This window comes from Enterobacter cloacae complex sp. 302F9, assembly GCF_050030335.1.
GTDB lineage: Bacteria > Pseudomonadota > Gammaproteobacteria > Enterobacterales > Enterobacteriaceae > Enterobacter > Enterobacter hormaechei_C.
In genome coordinates this window covers 1992855-2009411 of the sequence record NZ_JBLGUC010000001.1, presented here as the reverse complement: position 1 = coordinate 2009411, position 16557 = coordinate 1992855, and the positions used below count along the sequence as shown (strand labels likewise).

Annotated in this window: 20 protein-coding genes; 10 read left to right on the top strand and 10 right to left on the bottom strand. The window is 55.4% G+C overall.

All coding sequences use genetic code 11. The annotated features are described in order from the left end of the window. Positions 1–21: 21 nt before the first annotated feature. Together ACQG0T_RS09630 and ACQG0T_RS09625 are read right to left on the bottom strand one after the other, a co-directional pair. The gene (locus ACQG0T_RS09630) at positions 22–657 is read right to left on the bottom strand and encodes a carbonic anhydrase (protein ID WP_015570694.1); all 636 of its coding nucleotides are present in this window, start codon (positions 655–657) and stop codon (positions 22–24) included. Between the two features lie 72 nt (positions 658–729). Beyond that, entirely contained in the window at positions 730–1512 is a 783-nt protein-coding gene (locus ACQG0T_RS09625) for an MBL fold metallo-hydrolase (protein WP_023296374.1), read from the bottom strand. Between the two features lie 125 nt (positions 1513–1637). On the opposite strand from ACQG0T_RS09625, the gene ACQG0T_RS09620 reads away from it, so the two are divergent. Continuing rightward, positions 1638–1778: a hypothetical protein gene (locus ACQG0T_RS09620; protein ID WP_003857665.1), complete on the top strand. Its 141-nt coding sequence runs from the start codon at positions 1638–1640 to the stop codon at positions 1776–1778. A 58-nt stretch (positions 1779–1836) separates the two neighbouring features. Here ACQG0T_RS09620 and ACQG0T_RS09615 read toward each other — a convergent pair whose 3' ends face one another. Together ACQG0T_RS09615 and ACQG0T_RS09610 are read right to left on the bottom strand one after the other, a co-directional pair. Continuing rightward, positions 1837–3243, bottom strand: coding sequence for a DUF1996 domain-containing protein (locus tag ACQG0T_RS09615; RefSeq protein WP_023296373.1), 1407 nt, complete (start codon positions 3241–3243; stop codon positions 1837–1839). A gap of 144 nt (positions 3244–3387) precedes the next feature. Next, positions 3388–3555 (bottom strand): hypothetical protein, encoded by a 168-nt coding sequence (locus tag ACQG0T_RS09610; RefSeq protein WP_032653328.1) that lies wholly within the window; start codon positions 3553–3555, stop codon positions 3388–3390. A 245-nt stretch (positions 3556–3800) separates the two neighbouring features. Between ACQG0T_RS09610 and ACQG0T_RS09605 the strand changes: the two genes are divergently transcribed. The 4 genes from ACQG0T_RS09605 to ACQG0T_RS09590 are packed head-to-tail and all read left to right on the top strand — an operon-like array spanning position 3801 to position 6864. Continuing rightward, the gene (locus ACQG0T_RS09605; protein ID WP_044488997.1) at positions 3801–4631 is read left to right on the top strand and encodes an ABC transporter substrate-binding protein; all 831 of its coding nucleotides are present in this window, start codon (positions 3801–3803) and stop codon (positions 4629–4631) included. A gap of 1 nt (position 4632) precedes the next feature. Further along, positions 4633–5448: an amino acid ABC transporter ATP-binding protein gene (locus tag ACQG0T_RS09600; protein ID WP_015570698.1), complete on the top strand. Its 816-nt coding sequence runs from the start codon at positions 4633–4635 to the stop codon at positions 5446–5448. Beyond that, positions 5448–6194, top strand: a complete 747-nt coding sequence (locus tag ACQG0T_RS09595; protein WP_023296370.1) for an amino acid ABC transporter permease — start codon at positions 5448–5450, stop codon at positions 6192–6194. The genes ACQG0T_RS09600 and ACQG0T_RS09595 overlap by 1 nt, the downstream gene beginning before the upstream one ends. Then, positions 6178–6864, top strand: coding sequence for an amino acid ABC transporter permease (locus ACQG0T_RS09590; RefSeq protein WP_015570700.1), 687 nt, complete (start codon positions 6178–6180; stop codon positions 6862–6864). The genes ACQG0T_RS09595 and ACQG0T_RS09590 overlap by 17 nt, the downstream gene beginning before the upstream one ends. Here the strand turns inward: ACQG0T_RS09590 and fumD are convergent. The 4 genes from fumD to ACQG0T_RS09570 form a co-directional block, all read right to left on the bottom strand. Beyond that, the gene (fumD, locus tag ACQG0T_RS09585; protein ID WP_003857676.1) at positions 6845–7054 is read right to left on the bottom strand and encodes a fumarate hydratase FumD; all 210 of its coding nucleotides are present in this window, start codon (positions 7052–7054) and stop codon (positions 6845–6847) included. The two genes, ACQG0T_RS09590 and fumD, sit on opposite strands and share 20 nt — an antisense overlap. A gap of 108 nt (positions 7055–7162) precedes the next feature. Beyond that, the gene (locus ACQG0T_RS09580; protein WP_003857677.1) at positions 7163–7975 is read right to left on the bottom strand and encodes a MetQ/NlpA family ABC transporter substrate-binding protein; all 813 of its coding nucleotides are present in this window, start codon (positions 7973–7975) and stop codon (positions 7163–7165) included. A gap of 23 nt (positions 7976–7998) precedes the next feature. Next, positions 7999–8667: a methionine ABC transporter permease gene (locus ACQG0T_RS09575; protein WP_017384621.1), complete on the bottom strand. Its 669-nt coding sequence runs from the start codon at positions 8665–8667 to the stop codon at positions 7999–8001. Further along, entirely contained in the window at positions 8660–9682 is a 1023-nt protein-coding gene (locus ACQG0T_RS09570; protein WP_017384622.1) for a methionine ABC transporter ATP-binding protein, read from the bottom strand. Before ACQG0T_RS09570 ends, ACQG0T_RS09575 begins: the two co-directional genes overlap by 8 nt. 399 nt (positions 9683–10081) lie before the next feature. Between ACQG0T_RS09570 and ACQG0T_RS09565 the strand changes: the two genes are divergently transcribed. The 5 genes from ACQG0T_RS09565 (at position 10082) to lpp (ending at position 14957) form a co-directional block, all read left to right on the top strand. Beyond that, positions 10082–11452: a pyridoxal-phosphate dependent enzyme gene (locus ACQG0T_RS09565; protein ID WP_017384623.1), complete on the top strand. Its 1371-nt coding sequence runs from the start codon at positions 10082–10084 to the stop codon at positions 11450–11452. Positions 11453–11464: 12 nt separating this feature from the next. Beyond that, positions 11465–12610 (top strand): trans-sulfuration enzyme family protein, encoded by a 1146-nt coding sequence (locus tag ACQG0T_RS09560; protein WP_426723777.1) that lies wholly within the window; start codon positions 11465–11467, stop codon positions 12608–12610. Positions 12611–12646: 36 nt separating this feature from the next. Continuing rightward, complete coding sequence (locus ACQG0T_RS09555; RefSeq protein WP_418235933.1) at positions 12647–12979, top strand: hypothetical protein; 333 nt, start codon at positions 12647–12649, stop codon at positions 12977–12979. 7 nt (positions 12980–12986) lie between these two features. Further along, positions 12987–14408 (top strand): pyruvate kinase PykF, encoded by a 1422-nt coding sequence (pykF, locus tag ACQG0T_RS09550; RefSeq protein WP_015570703.1) that lies wholly within the window; start codon positions 12987–12989, stop codon positions 14406–14408. Between the two features lie 312 nt (positions 14409–14720). Beyond that, the gene (lpp, locus tag ACQG0T_RS09545) at positions 14721–14957 is read left to right on the top strand and encodes a murein lipoprotein Lpp (protein ID WP_001082307.1); all 237 of its coding nucleotides are present in this window, start codon (positions 14721–14723) and stop codon (positions 14955–14957) included. A 60-nt stretch (positions 14958–15017) separates the two neighbouring features. Here the strand turns inward: lpp and ldtE are convergent, their stop codons facing one another. Next, positions 15018–16031, bottom strand: coding sequence for a L,D-transpeptidase LdtE (ldtE, locus tag ACQG0T_RS09540; RefSeq protein ID WP_017693565.1), 1014 nt, complete (start codon positions 16029–16031; stop codon positions 15018–15020). A gap of 97 nt (positions 16032–16128) precedes the next feature. After that, positions 16129–16545, bottom strand: a complete 417-nt coding sequence (gene sufE, locus ACQG0T_RS09535; protein ID WP_017693566.1) for a cysteine desulfuration protein SufE — start codon at positions 16543–16545, stop codon at positions 16129–16131. Positions 16546–16557 lie beyond the last annotated feature (12 nt).

Here is a 16557-nt window from a genome sequence, read left to right as displayed (position 1 = left end):
TCCCTGCCCTGCGGGGTCGGGTTACTCGAAGAAGACGTCCGGGTTTTCCGACAGCGACACGAACGATTTAGTGTTCTTGTCCAGGGCAAGGATTTTGCCGCTTTCGATGTCATATACCCAGCCGTGCAGGCGAATGGCGTTGTTGCGCAGGCCTACCGCCACCGACGGATGGGTCTTGATGTTGCTCAGCTGCGCAAAGACATTCTCCTGCACCATCGCATTCACCTTATCGATTGGCTTATCCCATGTTTTCTTCTCAACCACCGCTTTTGCCGCATCAGAATAGCGCAGCCAGTGGGAAACGGCCGGCATCGGCTCCAGATCGGCGTTGTCAGCAATCGCCTTCATTGCGCCGCAGTTGGAGTGGCCGCAAATAACGATATCGGTCACGCCCAGGGCAACAACAGCATATTCGATGGTCGCAGAGACACCGCCAGGCTCCGGCCCGAACGGAGGCACAATGTTGCCCGCGTTTCGAATGACAAAGAGCTGTCCTGGCTCCTGTTGCGTAACCAGTTCCGGAACCAGACGGCTGTCGGAGCAGGAGATGAACAGCGCTTTGGGATTCTGGCTGGACGCTAAACTACGAAAAAGCTCTTTACGTTGCGGGAAAATCTCTTTTTGAAAGCTGAGAAAACCTTCAATGATATGTTGCATAGCCATTTCTCTTTTATCTGTTTTAGTTTAGGTATGATCGCGATCACACTCGTAAAATTTAACCACCGCACCTTAGCGGAGACAAGCAATATATTTCTGGCCCGACCGCTGCACGATCTCATCCGCGTTCGCCGGGATGTTCTGCCCTTCAAAGGCCCCGTACAGGCGCTGGTACGTTTTCCCTGTCAGTCGACCAATCACCGACTCAACGGTGCGGGCAGGCAGCGGCAGCATATTCGGATAACTCCACATAAACGACACGGCGTCCTTACCGGGCGTAACCTGCAAAATATCACCGGCCAGCAGCACGCCGTCGCCTGACTGCCAGTGCAGCACCGTGCCGCCGGCAAAATGCCCGCCCAGCCGCAGCAGAGTCACCAAAGGCATAATCTCCAGGGCGTCCTCCTCCCAGAAGCGTATCGCCGGGCTGTCACGCATCACCCACTGCCGATCGCTGGCGTGCAGGTAGATCGGTGCGTTAAACGCCGCGGCCCACTCCTGCATGGTGGTGTAGTAATGCGGGTGCGAAATCGCGATCGCGCTGATCCCCCCGAGCGCGTCAACTAACGCTCTGGTCGCCGGGTCAAGATTGGCGATACAGTCCCACAGAACATTGCCCTGTGGCGTACGCAGCAGAAGCGCCCGCTGGTTGATGGCAAAAGCGGGAACGGTTTTGATGCTGAACAGCTGCGGCTCCAGCTGTTGCCATTTGTTGGTGTGCGTGGTCGTAAGGCTGTCGAAGTCCGTCCATGTCTGGCCCGTCACCGGGACATACTGGCGCTCATCGTCGCAAATCGGGCAGTTTTTGGGCTGTTCATCGTAAGCGGTACCGCAGGTTTTACAGAGTGTAATCATCGGCTTTCCTCAGCAATAAATCACTGAGTATGGCAGGGATTATCCATATGTGCTGAGGGGTGCCTGGCCCGCTTTTTTTGACTTATACTATGCCAGTATCAAAAACTGAATAACGCAGGTGGCACATGGAAATTGATCTCGATAACTTAGTCTTTAACGGGCTGGATGAAGCAGAAGAGCGCAACGCGGAACGTCTCGACGATGCGGATAAAAAAGCTCAGGCGATTGTCGCCGATGACGACTGCGGCGATGCCTGCAAGATCTGAAGAAAAAGCACCGGGCTCCCCGGTGCTTTTTTTTATGAATGCCTTTTGCTACCCGCTATCAGATCTCCGGCGTTTTGCTAAACCCGGTCAGCATCAGGATCAGGCTTTGGGGAGATGACCCCGTCTCAAACTGATAGTGATTTCCCTGACGATCGCCGCCGATATACCACGAAATGTCGGTTTTCCCTTCTGCCAGCGCCTTGCGCACCGCTTTATCCACGTCCACCATCCGGTATTCGCGGGATTGGTTCAGGTACACCACCGCATCCGAGCGATAGTTGCAGGACGGTCGTGACTGCCAGCTCACGGTGGCCGGTTCCCAGTCGTTACTCGCCGGATAGAAGAAGATTTGATCCGCGCCGTCAGTTTCCACTTTCCCGCCATAAATTCTCACGCGGTATTTAAACTTGGCAGGATCCTGTCCGACAGGCAGCGGAGGGATGTTGAACTTCACCAGCGACAATGTTTCGCTGTTTTTCGTGCGTCCACCGTTCTTCCAGTTATCCTGCACCAGTAAGACCTGGGGATCGGGCTGTGAAAGTGCCGGTTCCATGCTGCTGAGCCAGACGTTAGCCTTCGCTTTTGAATAACCATACGGCACGGTGGTGCCGCAATCCATTCCCCGGTTCATGCACAGGTCGGTCATAAATCGCGCGGCATCTTCCGTCCAGCCGTTCATGAAGTCAGCATGCGCCGTATACAGGCTCCCCCACCGCTCTTCACGCTCACTGCCATGCATGATGGGGTCGAGGGAAAGCTGGACTTTGCTGGTATCCAGAGAGCTAATTGTCGGAAGCACGTACGCAATATTCATGTTCACCGTCGGGATCTTCACCGGGAAGGCGGACGGACACTGTCCTTTCGTATCGTAGGTGGCGTTAGCCAGGCCGTGGGCGGGCTTCAGGTTGACCCCGTCCCAGCAGTTCGGGAACTGAATGCCGATATTAAACTGCACGGCATCCTTCGCCTTGCGTAAGCCGCAGACTTCCCCCGTTCTGGTGGTGTAGCCCTTGCCATTGGCGCATAAAAAGGTGATATGCGGATTTGGCGCGGTGCCATGATGATCGCCCGCCAGCAGCGACAGCCCCGGCGGAAACGGATGAAGCGGCCAGGCGTCAACGTTCGATGCCTGATAATAGGTTTTTTGATAGGCGGGTTTGACCACCGTTCCGTCCGGCAATTTTAGCGACGGAGCCCAGTAGGCCGAGCTGTCTGCTTTGTTATCGCAGGTGGTGTTTTCCTGGGTACGCAGAGATTCACGGCTGGAGTAAGCATCCGCGTGCACGTTACCAAAAAAATCGTGCAGCATAGCCTCATTGGGCATGCCGAACATCATAATGGCATCATCGCCGAGGGTGTGGGAATAACTGCATACAACATGCGTCTGTGGACCAGCGTGTACCGCCTGCATGGTAAGCAGAAGTGCGGAGGCAGAAAGCGCGGGGGTTAATACTGTCCGTTTCATTATTATCTCCATCTGTGAAAGGAGATAGTGGTAACAAAACGGCCATCATTTACCGAGGATTTGCCTGGGTATTTTTCCCTTCATCCTCGCTTTACAGACACCACGCACAGCTCATTCCAGTACATTTCGCGCGTCCGGCGCAGTTCAGCGTGACGTTTTATCATGGAACCACTCCGGGTCGATGTTGGCTACGTCCACGCCATACAGGCTGGCGACAGGCAGTATTGACTCAAGAACACGTTGCGCGCTGTTCTCCGCATTCACTGGTCGGGGCGCAAAAAACCGCCGTAACGTGCTTATCCATTTTTTCATCGTCATTACCCTTCTCGCTTAACCTGTCCTCAGTTAAACACCCAAATTGCGCCCGGGGGAAATATCAAAATCCACTGTCGATGTGCAGGATCTGCAAATAGCGCCCCGCCGTCTGCTCTCTTCTTTAACACCTTGTTCACTCATGCTTTTTTTCTCATAGCAAAGAACGATTTCTTATTTGGCGATAGCTTTCCCTTATGGGAGCGTAACGGGGTAAAACAAAAACAATGGGATGGCGTATGACTATGGCTGCAAAAATGAAAGGGTTTAAAAAACGGGCGCAGGTTCTGGGATTAGTGGCAGCCTGGGGCCTGGTTTCAGCGCAGGCGCAGGCCGATCGGCTGGCGGATATCAAGGCAGCAGGCGTGGTGAAAGTGGCCACGTTTGATGCCAATCCACCCTTTGGCTCGATTGATGCCAAAACGCATGAGATAGTGGGTTACGACGTGGACTTCGCCAAAGCGCTGGCGAAATCGCTTGGCGTAAAGCTTGAACTGGTCGCCACCAATCCGGCTAACCGTATACCGCTGCTACAGTCCGGAAAAGCGGATCTCATCGTGGCGGATATCACGATCACTCCGGAACGCGCACAGGTCATTGATTTCTCGACGCCTTACTTTGTCACCGGCCAGCAGTTCCTGGTTCCGGCAAAATCACCGGACAAGCTTGATGACTATAGCCGGGCACGCATTGGCGCCGTAAAAGGTACGACGGGTGAACAGGCGCTGCACCAGCGTTTTCCGCAGTCCCGCGTCCTCTCTTATGATGATATTCCGCTGGCGCTGACGGCACTGCGCAATGGCAACGTGCAGGCCATTACCCAGGACAGCACCATTCTGGCCGGTCTGCTGGCGCAGGCGCCGGATAAAGCCGACTTCAAAATCCTGCCCGACCTGCTCAGTAAAGAAGAGATTGGCGTGGGGGTGAAAAAGGGTGAAACGGCGCTGCTGAAAGCCGTTAACGATGAGCTGGTAACCCTGGAGAAAAACGGCCAGGCGGCAAAAATCTATGACGTCTGGTTCGGTCCAGGCACCCCAGCTCCACAGCCTCGTAACTTTAAAATAGAAGCCCGGTAATATGCTCTCAGGTTTATTTTCACGCTCCGCGGCCAATGCCGCGGATTTTTCACGTCTGGAACAGGCCAGCGTTGAGTTTCGCCATGTGGACAAACGCTACGGCGACCATCCGGTTTTAACCGACATTAACCTCACCATCATGCCGGGTGAAGTGGTTGCCATTCTCGGCCCTTCGGGTTCCGGAAAATCGACCCTGATTCGGCTTATCAACCAGCTTGAGAGCCTGAGCGGCGGGGAGATTCTGATCGACCACAAGCCGACCGGACAGCTTTCCGGCAGCAGGCTACGTCAGTTACGCAGCCGCGTCGGGTTTGTGTTCCAGCAGTTCAATCTCTATGCCCACCTTACCGCCAGTCAGAACATCACCCTGGCACTGGAGCACGTTCACGGCTGGAAACCCCTGCCCGCCCAGGAGCGCGCGCTGGCGCTGCTGGAGAAGGTCGGCATGCTGGAGAAGGCGCACCGCTTCCCCGCTGAACTTTCCGGCGGACAGCAGCAGCGCGTGGCGATTGCCCGTGCTCTGGCCTCGTCGCCGCAAATCATTCTCTTTGACGAGCCGACGTCGGCACTCGACCCGGAAATGATTGGCGAAGTGCTGTTTGTGATGAAAACCCTCGCCCACAGCGGGATCACTATGATTGTCGTTACCCATGAGATGCAGTTCGCCCGGGAAATTGCCGATCGAATCGTCTTTATCGACGGCGGAAAAATTCTGGAAACCGCGCCCCCGGCGCAATTTTTCAATCAACCGTCGCATCCCCGTGCGAGGCGTTTCCTGCAAAAAGTGCTGGATCCGCTGCATCAGGAGCAACTGTAATGCCCGCTCTGGACTGGCAGGGGGTGCTGGCCGGACAGCCCCTGCACTGGATCCTCTCCGGATTTCTCACCACTCTGTGGGTGACGCTGACGGGGATTATGCTGGCCAGCCTGCTCGCCTTGTTCTTTATGCTTTTGCGGCTTTCCGGAGGACGTTTCGGGACATTGATCGTCAGCTGCTGGGTATCGCTGTTTCGCAATACGCCGCTGCTGGTACAGCTGCTGTTCTGGTATTTCGCCGCCTGGAACGGGTTGCCGCAGGGGCTGCGTGAAGCGGTGAACGCAGACCACAGCTGGTCCATTTTACCCGGTGACGTCTGGTGGTTTACGCCCGAGTTTTTATGCTCCGCCTGGGGGTTAGGCGTCTTTACCTCGGCGTTTTTAATTGAAGAAGTGGAATCGGGGCTGCGTTCCGTACCTGCCGGGCAACGGGAGGCGGCGCTCGCTCAGGGATTTTCCTCATGGCGTCTGTTTCGCTACATTCTTCTGCCACAGGGGCTCGCTAACGCGTGGCAGCCCGTCGTCGGCCAGTACCTTAACCTGATGAAGCTCTCCTCGCTCGCGAGCGGGATTGGCTTCGCCGAACTGACCTACCAGGTCCGCCAGATAGAAAGTTACAACGCCCATGCACTGGAAGCCTTCACCGTCGGTACGGTGCTCTACTTGCTTACCGGGATGGTGGCGGGAAGCGTGCTGGTGCGCCTCGGCCCCCATTCATGGAGGAAATATCATGATCCCCGGATTTAACGTTATTGTCGAAAACCTGGATTATCTGCTTTGGGGACGTGCGGCTGCGGGAGAACCCGGCGGCGTACTGCTCTCACTGCTGATGGCCGCAGGCGCCGCCGCGCTTGCCCTGCCCGGCGGGATTGTGCTGGCTTGCGTCGCCTGGCGCTATCCCGGCGTGGTGCGCAGTGCGCTGTTTGCGTGGGCAGAGTTGATTCGCGGGATCCCCCTGATCTTCGTGATATTCTGGATGTGGTATCTGCTGCCACTGATAACCGGCAGGGATCTCCCGGGCGCGACGACCGTCACGCTGGCGCTGGCCTGGTTTACCGCGGCTGCGGTGATGCATTCGGTGTTAGCCGGACTGAGAGCCCTGCCGTCGGGCCAGAATGAGGCCGCGCTTTCTCAAGGGTTCAGTACGCAGCAAACGCTGTGGCGCGTGCTGCTGCCGCAGGCGCTGAGAAATATTCTGCCGTCGCTGGTGGGGATTTTTATCAGCCTGCTGAAGGATACGTCGCTGGCGTTTATCGTGAACGTTCCTGAACTGACCACGGTGGCGGGACAGATCAACAACCGGGTGCAAATTTACCCGGCGGCCATTTTTATCTTCACGGGTGTGATCTATTACCTGCTCTGCTGCTCGCTTGAGCTGCTCGCGAAGCGCTGGCGAGTTAGCCGGCCAGCGCTTTAACCACCGTTTCCATCGCTTTGGTGGTCAACTCACTGCGCTTAACGCGCTGGTTCGCCAGCGCGGTACGCAGAACGCCCGCAATGACAATATGTTTCGGCTCCTGCCCTAAATCACGCATTTCGAGAACGACCTTGCCTACCACCCGACACATCTCCTGGTAAAGCGCTTCGTCTTTGGTCACATTGCCCATTGCCATCACTCCGTTGCCCTAAACCGTCAGCTTAAATCATTCGTCGGCTGGATACAAAAAAGAAGCCCGGCGTGTAGTTCGCCGGGCTTCGTCTGGAAAATCAGGAGATTAGTTGTTTACCGGGATGACTGCGCCTTTGTATTTGGTGCGGATCCAGTCCTGAATCTCTTTGGAGTGCAGCACGTTCACCAGCGCGACGATATCCTTCTTCTTCTCGTCACCGCGATGAACGGTAATGATGTTGGCGTACGGGTTATTCTCACCGCTTTCAACCGCAATTGGATCGTGCACCGGATCCAGACCGGCATCAATTGCGTAGTTGGCGTTGATCACCACCGCAGCACCTTCGTCGTTGTTGTACATCTGCGGCAGCAGAGATGCCTCAACGTTAGGGGTGAATTGCAGCTTTTTCGGGTTCTCCACGATATCGCTGATGCGCGCGGTCACTTTATCGATGCCTGGCTTCAGCTTGATCACGCCCTCTTTTTCGAAGATGGAGAGAATACGCCCTTCCTCGGAAACCGCATCACGCATGATGATTTTGCCGCCTTCCGGCAGATCCTTCAGCGATTTGTATTTTTTCGAATAGATACCGATCGGCTCAATGTGGATTGCGCCCGCACTGACAAAGTCATAATCCTTATCGCCCGCATGATCTTTCAGGACGCTGTTCAGGTAAGGGATGTGCTGGAAATAGTTGGCGTCAATGTCATGCCCCGCCAGCGCCGTGTTTGGCAGAATGTAGTCCTGGAATGGTTTAATCTCCAGATCGATCCCCTGCTTCGCCAGAATCGGCTTAGCCTGCTCCAGAATTTCCGCGTGCGGGGTGTTGGACGCCCCCACGGTGAGCGTGTCCGCCCAGGAGGCAAAGCTCAGGGCACTCAGGGTTGCGGCGGCGATCAGTGTCAGTGTCTTTTTCATGATGTGGTTCCTGTGTGTATTTATTAGCGTTTATCTAACAGTGAAGTAATGGCATCGCCGCAGAACTGGATAATGAACACGATGATCAGAATGGTCACCGTTGCCACCAGCGTGACGTCACCATGGTTGCGCTGGAATCCTTCCAGATAAGCCAGATTTCCCAAACCGCCGGCACCTATCACCCCTGCCATTGCGCTGTAGCTCACCAGCGCAATCAGCGTCACCGTCATACCTGAAACCAGTGCGGGTGAAGATTCCGGCAATAAAACCCGAAACACTAACGTGCTCAGCCGCGCGCCCATCGAACGCGTGGCCTCAATGACTCCTTTGTCTACTTCTCGCAAGGCAATCTCGACCAGACGGGCGTAGAACGGCGCCGCGCCCACAATCAGGGCGGGCAGCGCAGCGTTAGCGCCGAGAATGGTCCCCACAACGGTCTTGGTGAACGGGATCAGCAGAACGATGAGAATGATGAACGGAATCGAGCGGAACACGTTCACCACAATCGACATCACGCTGTAGACCGTGCGGTTGTGGAATAACCCGCCGCGGGCGGTTAAAAACAGCGCCAGACCGAGCGCGATCCCCAGGACAAACGTCGCCACGCCGGAAAGCGCGGTCATGTAAAGCGTCTCCTGGGTTGCAGCCCAAAGCTGATCCCACTTCAGGTGCGGAAAGAGTTCTTCAGCCATGCTTGATTACCTCGCCTTCAATATCGCTTTGCTTCAGGTCGGCGAGGATATTGTTCAGTTGTTCGTCCGATGCCACCACGTGCACCCAGAGCTGCCCGAAAACACCGTGGGCGGTTTGCGTCATTTTGCCGTGCAGGATGTTAAACGGTAGGCCGTAGCGCAGGGTCAGTTCACCGACGATCGGCCTGTGCGTGCTGTGCCCGGTGAAGGTCAGCCTGATCACCGTGCCTTCCAGATCGTTTGCCAGTTCGGTATTGAAGGTCTCTTCCTCCGCGTACTGGCTCACCTGGCGGACAAACTGCCGGGTGATCGGCTGCTGCGGATGCGTAAACACGCTCAGCACGTCCCCCTCTTCCACCACCTTGCCGTTTTCCATCACCGCCACGCGGTCGCAGATTTTGCGCACCACGTGCATCTCATGCGTAATGAGTACGATGGTCAGGTTAAAGCGACGGTTAATGTCCAGGAGCAGATCGAGGATCTGATCGGTGGTCTGCGGATCCAGCGCCGAGGTGGCTTCGTCACACAGCAGTACGTCCGGATGATTGGCCAGCGCGCGGGCAATGCCCACACGTTGTTTTTGCCCGCCGCTCAGCTGGGATGGGTAGGCATTCTCGCGCCCCTTCAGGCCGACCAGCTCCACCAGCTCGGCAACGCGAGCCTGAATTTGCGCTTTTGGCACACCGGCAATTTGCATTGAAAAGGCGATGTTTTCCTTCACCGTGCGCGACCAAAGCAGATTAAAGTGCTGGAACACCATGCTGATTTTCAGGCGTGCCTGACGCAGCGCTTCTCCCTTCGCGGCGGAGATATCCTGACCGTTAATGGTGACGCTGCCGGCGCTGGGCTTTTCCAGACCGTTCAGCAGACGGATCAGCGTACTTTTCCCGGCCCCGCTGTAACCGATGATCCCGTAAATCTGTCCCTGCTCTATCGTCAGGTTGACGTTATCTACGGCTGTCAGCGCCTGTTTCCCGTTGTCAAAAACCTTCGAAATATTGCTGAGTACAATCATTCTTATTCGTTATCCGTTTCGCATATAGCGGTTTAGCAGTATGGATGTCCAAAAGATAGTAAACAGCCGTTATCAGCTTTTAAATGACCAAAAAAGAATTTCTTATAATGCTCAGGAATAAGCAGCGAACTGGCGGGTGAAAAGCATTTAGATGAATATCAGCAATAATTATCTGCCATTTGCATATCAGGTCTTACTCACCCGACGAAATCGGCTAATTTTGCAGCACTTTATGCGGATATAGCCATCCTCACATCCGGACAACTTTACGTCTTGCTGTCTTTCCATCTGAAAACACAAGGATTATTCCTTTCCGTTCTAAAACTCAGTGAAAGGTTCTTTATTGAGAAAATTTCATGGTTCTATCATCCGGTCATCACCTCTTCACAGGACATGACCATGACGCTTTACCACTCCGTCACCGAACTGATTGGCCGTACGCCGCTCATCCAGCTGCACAAGCTGGACACCGGCCCCTGCTCGCTGTTTCTGAAGCTGGAAAACCAGAATCCCGGCGGCTCGATTAAAGACCGCGTCGCGTTGTCGATGATTAATGAAGCCGAGCGTACGGGCCAGCTACGGCCCGGCGGCACCATTATTGAAGCCACGGCGGGGAACACCGGCCTGGGGCTGGCGTTGATTGCGGCGCAGAAGGGCTACTCGCTGATCCTGGTGGTGCCGGACAAAATGAGCCGCGAGAAGATTTTCCACCTGCGCGCGTTAGGGGCGCAGGTCGTGCTGACCCGTTCAGATGTGAATAAAGGGCATCCGGCCTACTACCAGGATTATGCCCGGCGGCTGGCGAACGAACTGCCAGGCGCGTTTTATATTGATCAGTTCAATAACGCGGCCAATCCGCTAGCGCACCGCACCACTACCGCACCGGAACTGTTTGAACAGCTTGACGGCCAGATCGATGCCATCGTCGTCGGCGTGGGGTCCGGCGGTACGCTGGGTGGCTTACAGGCGTGGTTTGCAGAACATTCGCCGCAGACGGAATTTGTGCTTGCCGATCCGGCCGGGTCGGTGCTGGCGGACCAGGTTGAAAACGGACGCCATCACGATGCCGGATCGTGGCTGGTTGAGGGGATTGGCGAAGACTTTATCCCTCCGCTGGCGCACATCGAAGGGGTTAACCGCGCCTGGCGCATTACCGATCGCGAGGCGTTCACCACCGCCCGCGATCTGCTAAAAACGGAAGGGATCCTGGCAGGCTCCTCCACCGGCACGCTGCTGGCGGCGGCGCTGAAATATTGCCAGGCGCAGACTACGCCAAAACGTGTGGTCACCTTCGCCTGCGACAGCGGCAATAAATACCTCTCGAAGATGTTCAACGACGACTGGATGCGCCAGCAGGGGCTGATTTCGCGTCCGCAGGCAGGCGATCTCTCGGACTATATTGCCCTGCGCCACGATGAAGGCGCGACGGTGACTGCCGCCCCGGACGACACGCTTTCCACCGTGCTGGCCCGCATGCGCCTGTACGACATCTCCCAGCTGCCGGTGCTCGATAACGACAAGGTCGTCGGCATCATCGACGAGTGGGACCTGCTGCGACACATCGGGGGAGATGCCGATCGCTTCTCTCTCCCCGTGACGGCGGCCATGACGCGTCAGGTCGAATATCTGGATAAGCAGGCCCCGGAGAGCGCCCTGTACGCCATCTTTGACCGTGGCCTGGTGGCGATTATTTATGACGAAGATCGCTTTCTGGGTCTGATCACACGCAGTGATGTACTCACCGCCTGGCGTAACCGCCTGACAAAATAAAAGGAGCAAAAGATGAAAAACCTGGCCACCCTCAGCGTTCACAGCGGTGAGTATCACGACCCGCACGGCGCCGTGATGCCGCCAATTTACGCCACGTCGACGTTTGCGCAACCGGCACCGGGTGAACATACCGGCTACGAATACTCCCGGAGCGGCAATCCAACCCGCCACGCGCTGGAGACCGCCATCGCCAAACTGGAAGGCGGCACGCGCGGGTACGCTTTCGCGTCAGGGCTGGCAGCCATTTCCACCGTGCTCGAACTGCTGGATAAAGACAGCCATATCGTCGCCATTGACGACGTGTATGGCGGTACGTATCGCCTGATCGAAAACGTGCGCAAGCGCAGCACCGGGTTACAGGTGAGCTGGATTAAGCCGGACGATGTAGCCGGGCTTGAGGCCGCCATTCGCCCGGACACGCGCATGATCTGGGTGGAAACGCCAACGAACCCGCTGCTGAAACTGGCCGACCTGGAGGCCATCGCGGACATTGCCCGGCGCCATAATGCAATCAGCGTGGCGGATAATACCTTCGCCTCCCCGGTCATTCACCGGCCGCTGGAGGCGGGGTTCGACATAGTGGTCCACTCCGCCACTAAATATCTCAACGGTCATTCAGACGTGGTTGCCGGGCTGGCTGTTGTCGGGGCAAATAAGGATCTCGCGGAGCGTCTGGGCTATCTGCAAAACGCGGTTGGCGGCGTTCTGGATCCGTTCAGCAGCTTCCTGACGCTGCGGGGGATTCGCACCCTCTCACTGCGCGTTGAGAAGCACAGCGCCAACGCGCTGGCGATTGCGCAATGGCTGGAGCAGCATCCGCAGGTAGACCGCGTGTTCTATCCCGGGCTGGCGTCACATCCCCAGTATGCACTGGCCCGCAGACAAATGGCGCTGGCGGGCGGCATGATCTCCGTTGTGATTAAAGGCGATGCGCAACGCGCGACAGAGGTGATCCGTCATCTTACGCTCTTTACCCTGGCGGAAAGTCTGGGCGGTGTGGAGAGTCTGGTGAGCCAGCCCTACAGCATGACCCACGCCTCCATACCACTGGCGCAGCGTCTTGCAAACGGCATTGTGCCGCAGCTTATCCGCCTGTCGGTGGGGATTGAGGATGCGAAGGATCTGATCGCCGACCTTCAGCAGGCGCTGGAAAAGTGAGCAAAAAACGGCGGGCGTTGCGCCTGCCGTCATAAGATGACATTAGACCTTAACGCCTTGATAACAAACTTATGTGAATCTGCACAGATTGTTTTGAAACGCTGTTTCCATTTTCCTTTTTACTGTAAATCAGCGTATAATGCGCGCCAAATCCCTGGTGAATGGTTTCAGCGCTTGGAATACAAAAAACAACGTACAACTTCTCCTCTCCTTCGTTGGGCTGGCACTCAGGCACACTTTCTTCTGCACGCTCATTTGATGTCACCTATTCTTAGTGCGTGTCATATACTCTTTCGCAACACAGGTTTGACTCCGCGGCGGTGCGCCCCCGGAGCGAGATTTCCATATCCTTCCCAACTTAAAGACTAAGACTGTCATGAAAAAGACGAAAATTGTTTGTACTATCGGCCCGAAAACCGAATCCGAAGAGATGCTGAGCAAAATGCTGGATGCCGGCATGAACGTGATGCGTCTGAACTTCTCCCACGGCGACTATGCTGAACACGGTCAGCGTATCCAGAACTTGCGCAACGTGATGAGCAAGACCGGGAAAAAAGCGGCAATCCTGCTCGACACCAAAGGTCCTGAAATCCGCACCATCAAACTGGAAGGCGGTAACGACGTTTCCCTGAAAGCGGGCCAGACCTTCACCTTCACCACCGACAAATCCGTTGTAGGTAATAACGAAATCGTTGCCGTGACCTACGAAGGCTTCACCAGCGATCTGTCCGTTGGCAACACCGTGCTGGTGGATGACGGCCTGATCGGCATGGAAGTGACCGCGATCGAAGGCAACAAGGTTATCTGTAAAGTGCTGAACAACGGCGATCTGGGCGAAAACAAAGGCGTTAACCTGCCGGGTGTGTCCATTGCGCTGCCTGCGCTGGCTGAAAAAGACAAACAAGACCTGATCTTCGGCTGCGAACAAGGCGTGGACTTCGTTGCTGCCTCCTTTATCCGTAAACGTTCTGATGTGGTTGAGATCCGTGAGCACCTGAAAGCGCACGGCGGCGAGAACATCCAGATCATCTCCAAGATCGAAAACCAGGAAGGCCTGAACAACTTCGACGAAATCCTCGAAGCGTCTGACGGTATCATGGTTGCGCGTGGCGACCTGGGCGTTGAAATCCCGGTTGAAGAAGTGATCTTCGCGCAGAAGATGATGATCGAGAAATGTGTTCGCGCGCGTAAAGTGGTTATCACCGCAACGCAGATGCTGGACTCCATGATCAAAAACCCACGCCCTACCCGCGCTGAAGCAGGCGACGTAGCAAACGCCATCCTTGACGGTACCGATGCCGTTATGCTGTCTGGCGAATCTGCAAAAGGGAAATACCCTCTGGAAGCGGTCGGCATCATGGCGACCATCTGTGAGCGTACCGACCGCGTGATGAAAAGCCGTCTGGATTACAACAACGACAGCCGTAAACTGCGCATCACCGAAGCCGTGTGCCGTGGTGCGGTAGAAACCGCTGAGAAACTGGAAGCCCCACTGATTGTCGTGGCGACCCAGGGTGGTAAATCTGCGCGTGCCGTGCGTAAATACTTCCCGGATGCGACCATTCTGGCGCTGACCACCAACGAAACTACCGCGCGTCAGCTGGTGCTGAGCAAAGGCGTGATCCCACACCTGGTGAAAGAGATTGCCTCTACCGATGATTTCTATCGTCTGGGTAAAGAAGTGGCTCTGGAACTGGTTGATTGTGGCCTGGCCCAGAAAGGCGACGTGGTGGTTATGGTTTCTGGCGCGCTGGTTCCAAGCGGCACCACCAACACTGCATCTGTCCACGTGCTGTAATATTTCACGAACAAATTATTGTTTTGTTAAAAAGCGTCCTTCGGGGCGCTTTTTTTATTCCCGCCTTTAACCAGAACTATTCAAAAAGCAAATCGGGTTTTTCTATTTAATCGCGATTTATCTAAGATGAATCCGATGAAAAATGCCTTTTTTAACATAGCTTTTTCGTCAAAATTGCCGATTTCGTTGCTTCTTTGAGCGAACGATCAAAAATAGGCGTAATCCCATCAAAAAAATATTCTCAACCCAAAAAACTTTGTGTAATACTTGTAACGCTACATGGAGATTAACTCAATCTAGAGGGTATTAATAATGAATCGTACTAAACTGGTACTGGGCGCGGTAATCCTGGGTTCTACTCTGCTGGCAGGTTGCTCCAGCAACGCTAAAATCGATCAGCTGTCTTCTGACGTTCAGACTCTGAACGCTAAAGTTGACCAGCTGAGCAACGACGTGAACGCAATGCGTTCCGACGTTCAGGCTGCTAAAGACGACGCAGCTCGCGCTAACCAGCGTCTGGACAACCAGGCTACTAAATACCGTAAGTAATAGTACCTGTTAATAAAATGGCGCACATTGTGCGCCATTTTTTTTGCCTTCGTCAAACCTCTACTGAAGCGCTTTCTCTCCCTCGCCTTCCGCCACCGCCGCTGAGACACGACTGTTCTGCACCGACAGGACAGAATTGCTGGCTGACGAACCATTGCCTGCTGAAACGGCCACCGGGATCCCCGCTCTGCGCGCCAGGGCTTTATCGATAAGCGTTTTATCGCTACCTGATTCCGCTGCAAAGGCGGTAAACGCCGCCGAGTGCGTGAACGGCACCGTCTGTGGGTTTTCACCCTCAGCCTGCGCCAGCGGCCTGTGCACTTCGATATAACGTTTGCCGTCCGGCTCGACGGAGAACTTCACCGGCTCATTGATGATCTGCACCCGCGTGCCGACGCGCACTTGCTCAAACAACGCTTTGATATCCGGCGCGTTCATCCGCATACAGCCCGAGCTGACCCGCAGCCCTACGCTGTCCGGCGCGCTGGTGCCGTGAATAAGATATTCCCCATTCCCGATGCCCAGACGCAGCGCAAAGCGCCCCAGCGGGTTATTTGGCCCTGCGGGTACCACAGGCGGCAGTTTAATGCCCTGGGCCAGTGAGCGCGCTCTGATGCCCGCTGTGGGGGTCCAGGTAGGGTTAGGGATTTTCTGACTCACACGGGTGGTGCTGACCGGTGTTTCCAGCCCAAGCTGACCAATACCCAGCGGATAGACCTGCACGATATTTTCGCCTGGCGGATAGAAGTAAAGACGCAGCTCCGCCAGATTCACCACAATGCCCTCGCGCTCGGTGTCCGGCAGTAGCATCTGGGAAGGGATGGTAATGACCGTTCCTGGCGCAGGGTTCACCGGTGCAATGGTATTATTGGTTTCAAGGATGAGCTGTGCGGCGGTATTAAAGCGACGAGCGATAGACTGAAGTTTATTGTCACCTTCCTGAATGGTGTATGTCTGGTTTTGCCCAATCAGGCGGCTGCCTGCGGGCGGTAAAGGATAATCAACCGCCCTGGCTGAATTAACAGCACTGAGCGAACCAAGGAGTAATAGAGTTATTAGAGACGCGCGCTTCATGCTGAGATTCCTTATTCACTGACCAAACGTCAGAAAGCTGAAAAACCAGCGAGGTGGAAACCACCCCGCGAAACAGAATGAATGCTGTTCTGTCAGTTTAGCTAAGGATTGCGGCTTTGGCGCGTATGGCGCGGATCATCGCTTCCAGCCCCTGGGATCGGGACGGGGTGAGGTGTTGAGTTAAGGCCATTTTTTCAAACCACGGGCGAACGTCAAAGGCGACAATATCCTGCGCCGACATCTGGTGATAAAGAATAAATACGACGGCAATAAGCCCCTTCACAATGGCGGCATCGCTGTCACCCTGTAATTCAATTACGCCTTCATCCGTCTGCTGCATCAGGATCCAGACCTGGCTCTGGCAGCCCTGAATGATGTTGTCCGGGTTATGCGCCTCTTCGCTGAGCGGCGGCAGGCGCTGGCCCAGCTCGATAATATAAAGGTATTTCTCTTCCCAGTTCGCGCAACGCCCAAAGTTGCGCAGCAATTTATCTCTGTCCGGCAAATCTGCCATCTCTCGCCTCTC

Excerpts from the sequence above, each read along its gene's own strand:
- ACQG0T_RS09630 (WP_015570694.1), bottom strand. The coding sequence starts at position 657 with ATGCAACATATCATTGAAGGTTTTCTCAGCTTTCAAAAAGAGATTTTC.
- ACQG0T_RS09625 (WP_023296374.1), bottom strand. The coding sequence starts at position 1,512 with ATGATTACACTCTGTAAAACCTGCGGTACCGCTTACGATGAACAGCCC.
- ACQG0T_RS09620 (WP_003857665.1), top strand. The coding sequence starts at position 1,638 with ATGGAAATTGATCTCGATAACTTAGTCTTTAACGGGCTGGATGAAGCA.
- ACQG0T_RS09615 (WP_023296373.1), bottom strand. The coding sequence starts at position 3,243 with ATGAAACGGACAGTATTAACCCCCGCGCTTTCTGCCTCCGCACTTCTG.
- ACQG0T_RS09610 (WP_032653328.1), bottom strand. The coding sequence starts at position 3,555 with ATGAAAAAATGGATAAGCACGTTACGGCGGTTTTTTGCGCCCCGACCA.
- ACQG0T_RS09605 (WP_044488997.1), top strand. The coding sequence starts at position 3,801 with ATGGCTGCAAAAATGAAAGGGTTTAAAAAACGGGCGCAGGTTCTGGGA.
- ACQG0T_RS09600 (WP_015570698.1), top strand. The coding sequence starts at position 4,633 with ATGCTCTCAGGTTTATTTTCACGCTCCGCGGCCAATGCCGCGGATTTT.
- ACQG0T_RS09595 (WP_023296370.1), top strand. The coding sequence starts at position 5,448 with ATGCCCGCTCTGGACTGGCAGGGGGTGCTGGCCGGACAGCCCCTGCAC.
- ACQG0T_RS09590 (WP_015570700.1), top strand. The coding sequence starts at position 6,178 with ATGATCCCCGGATTTAACGTTATTGTCGAAAACCTGGATTATCTGCTT.
- fumD (WP_003857676.1), bottom strand. The coding sequence starts at position 7,054 with ATGGGCAATGTGACCAAAGACGAAGCGCTTTACCAGGAGATGTGTCGG.
- ACQG0T_RS09580 (WP_003857677.1), bottom strand. The coding sequence starts at position 7,975 with ATGAAAAAGACACTGACACTGATCGCCGCCGCAACCCTGAGTGCCCTG.
- ACQG0T_RS09575 (WP_017384621.1), bottom strand. The coding sequence starts at position 8,667 with ATGGCTGAAGAACTCTTTCCGCACCTGAAGTGGGATCAGCTTTGGGCT.
- ACQG0T_RS09570 (WP_017384622.1), bottom strand. The coding sequence starts at position 9,682 with ATGATTGTACTCAGCAATATTTCGAAGGTTTTTGACAACGGGAAACAG.
- ACQG0T_RS09565 (WP_017384623.1), top strand. The coding sequence starts at position 10,082 with ATGACGCTTTACCACTCCGTCACCGAACTGATTGGCCGTACGCCGCTC.
- ACQG0T_RS09560 (WP_426723777.1), top strand. The coding sequence starts at position 11,465 with ATGAAAAACCTGGCCACCCTCAGCGTTCACAGCGGTGAGTATCACGAC.
- ACQG0T_RS09555 (WP_418235933.1), top strand. The coding sequence starts at position 12,647 with ATGACATTAGACCTTAACGCCTTGATAACAAACTTATGTGAATCTGCA.
- pykF (WP_015570703.1), top strand. The coding sequence starts at position 12,987 with ATGAAAAAGACGAAAATTGTTTGTACTATCGGCCCGAAAACCGAATCC.
- lpp (WP_001082307.1), top strand. The coding sequence starts at position 14,721 with ATGAATCGTACTAAACTGGTACTGGGCGCGGTAATCCTGGGTTCTACT.
- ldtE (WP_017693565.1), bottom strand. The coding sequence starts at position 16,031 with ATGAAGCGCGCGTCTCTAATAACTCTATTACTCCTTGGTTCGCTCAGT.
- sufE (WP_017693566.1), bottom strand. The coding sequence starts at position 16,545 with ATGGCAGATTTGCCGGACAGAGATAAATTGCTGCGCAACTTTGGGCGT.